Raw genomic sequence first — 2689 nt, 5'->3', positions numbered from 1 at the left:
ATATTCTCGGGCAGGATGTGTTTCTTGAATTGATCCGGAAACACCATGATGGTGTCGTAGGCCATCGAACCGCAAATCAGAGTGTGCATTGCAAAACCTCGGCTGAATTAAACAACCCCGCCGCAAGAGCGGGGTATTGGTAGGGTGGATAAAACGCCGAAGACGTGTATCCACCGCGCTTTTTGTGGATTCGCGCTACGCGCTTAATCCACCCTGCATAAGACACGCCCCAAGGGGCTTGGGAATCGCACCCCCAGAGATTGAAAGGCGCGGATTGTACCATTTGAGCGGCGGTTGTTTTGCGGATCGAAGCGGCGATGCTCAAGCGTGAAGGGGCGTCCACTTAAGGCCCACTTAAGGAAGGTAAAATACTGTCCAGCCAGACGAAGCTGGTCTTTACAGTACACTTCCGCAACCGTTCTGCGATGAGCCATAACAATTATTACTGCCGACATGACCCAGTCCATTGAAGAAATAAAATCACGAATCATTAGCGCCCAGAAGACTGGCGACTACCTGAGGGAGTACGATCTGGCGCAGGCCGCGCTCGAATCCAGTCCCGATGATGAGTTTTTTCAGTATTGCTCGGTATTGGCGCTGGCAAGGTGCAATGCAAAACAACGGGCGCTGGATAGCTTCTATTCCTACAAGCTGCATTTGAGCGATAGCGAGTATGTCCGGGCGCTGGAAGCACGCATACTGAAAGATCTGGCTTTTATAAACCTGGACAAGGAAACATTCAGTGCTGCGGCGGTAACCTACCATCAGGAATTCATCAAGACCGGCGGACATTATTCCGCCGTCAACGCCGCCACCCTTTATTTGCTCTCCGGCGACCACAGGCAGGCTTGTGAGCTGGCCAATTCGGCAATCCAGATCGCCCGTCAGGATCGCGGCCCCCAATATTTCCCGCTGACCACCCAGGCCGAGGCTTACCTCCTGTTGAACCGGCAGGCTGAAGCAAGGAAGATGATTGGAGAGGCGGCGAAACATAACGAAAGAAACCTGCTCACCCGGGCGCGCACACACCGCCAACTCAAGCTGGTTTGCAATTATCTTGGCATCGACCCGGAAATTCTGGATCCGTTGCTCCCTGAAACGGTGATTCATTATTGCGGCCATATTTATGACCAGCATCGGCCCCTGGGTAAAAAGGACGAGCACGAACTTCTCCTGCGGATCGAAACCGTGATTTCAGACATGCATTGCGCAGTCGCCTATGGTTCGCTGGCGGCAGGCGCCGACATCATGTTTGCCGAATCCATTCTGAAGCAGGGCGGTGAACTGAATATCTGGCTGCCTTTCGGGATAGAAAGCTTTTGCGATGTGCTGGTGCGCACCGCCGGGGAAGATTGGGGCAAACGTTTCCATGACTGCATAAAGGGAGCCCATACGGTTTCCTGCGCGACAGAGTCGGATTATCTCGGCGAAGATTCGCTGTTCAAGTTTTGCTCGGATGTGGCAATGGGCATGGCGATCATGCGGGCCAATTCGCTCAATACCAGGCTGAAGCAATTGGCCGTGTGGAATCAAAGGGAGTCGAGCCGAAGCTCGGGAACCTATCTGAATATTGCGAAGTGGAAAGAGCTGGGCCACCAGACTGAAATCATTCCCTGTCCGGCCGAGTTGCCCAAACCCTATGTCCGCAAGGTTCAGGGGAGCTATCCGGAAAACCGGCGCGAACCCCATGCAATCCTGTTTGCCGATATCCGGGGATATAGCAAATTATCCGACCGCGATATTGTCTGGTACTTTAATGTGCTTCAGCCACGGCTGGCCAAAGCCCTGGAGGAATTCCAACCGGAAATCCTTCACCTGAACACCTGGGGCGACGCGATATTCCTGGTGACTGACAAGGCTTCGACTGCGGCCAGAATAGCGGTGGCGCTGGACAATGCGATAGACGAGATCGATCAAACCAGCCTCGATCTGGAAGCACCGCTGCTGATGCGGATCGGTTTGCATTACGGGCCGGTTTACAAGCTTTACGATTCGCTGGCACAGTACTTCACCTATTCCAGCAATGACGTCAATAAAACTGCGCGGATCGAGCCCGTGACGCCGCCGGGCGAGATATTCGGTACGGAACCTTTTGTGGCGATGCTTGAAATAGAGGGCGAGGGTTGGGCCAGCTTTGAGTATGCGGGAACCATTCCAAGCGCGAAAAATTTCGGCGCCTTCAGGATGTTCCACGTAAAGCCGAAACATAAACAGGCCGCGTTGATGTGTTCTCTGGATTAAGGAAGCTCTGACCAAAGTCATCCGTTCGTGGTTCGACAGGCTCACCACGAACGGGATGCAGTGCCTCCCTCCGGGTCAATGGCTGATGCGCGTCACGCCGTTGCCGGTCAGCACCCGCACCTTGTCACCGGGTTCGAATTTTTCATCCCCGGCCTGGACCACCGCGATCATCCTGCCGTCATCAAACCTGACCGTAATTTCCGTGGCTGGCTGGCGGGTCGCGCCCTCTTCAATCGCGGAACCCACCACTCCCCCTGCCACGGTGCCCAGCACCGTACCCACCGCGCTGCCCTTGCCGCCGCCGACATTGCTGCCGGCGATTCCCCCCACCACCGCACCCGCTGCCGTGCCGATAGGTGTCTTGGTGCCTTCGATCAATACCGCGCGCACACTTTCAACGGTGGCCGTGCGCACATCCACCACCTGCCGCGCCTGGTCACGGGTATAG

The 2689-nt window shown here is 55.4% G+C and carries 2 protein-coding genes; one reads left to right on the top strand and one right to left on the bottom strand.

The genetic code is table 11. The annotated features are described in order from the left end of the window. Positions 1–453 precede the first annotated feature (453 nt). Positions 454–2241, top strand: coding sequence for an adenylate/guanylate cyclase domain-containing protein (locus PHD76_15245; protein MDD5263198.1), 1788 nt, complete (start codon positions 454–456; stop codon positions 2239–2241). A gap of 75 nt (positions 2242–2316) precedes the next feature. Here the strand turns inward: PHD76_15245 and PHD76_15240 are convergent. Further along, the coding region (locus PHD76_15240) for a glycine zipper 2TM domain-containing protein (GenBank protein MDD5263197.1) at positions 2317–2689 on the bottom strand (373 nt) is incomplete at its 5' end.

It is taken from the genome of Candidatus Methylacidiphilales bacterium, assembly GCA_028713655.1.
GTDB lineage: Bacteria > Verrucomicrobiota > Verrucomicrobiia > Methylacidiphilales > JAAUTS01 > JAQTNW01.
The sequence above is the reverse complement of the archived record's forward strand: the minus strand, read 5'-3'. Positions and strand labels throughout refer to the sequence as shown.

Excerpts from the sequence above, each read along its gene's own strand:
- PHD76_15245 (MDD5263198.1), top strand. The coding sequence starts at position 454 with ATGACCCAGTCCATTGAAGAAATAAAATCACGAATCATTAGCGCCCAG.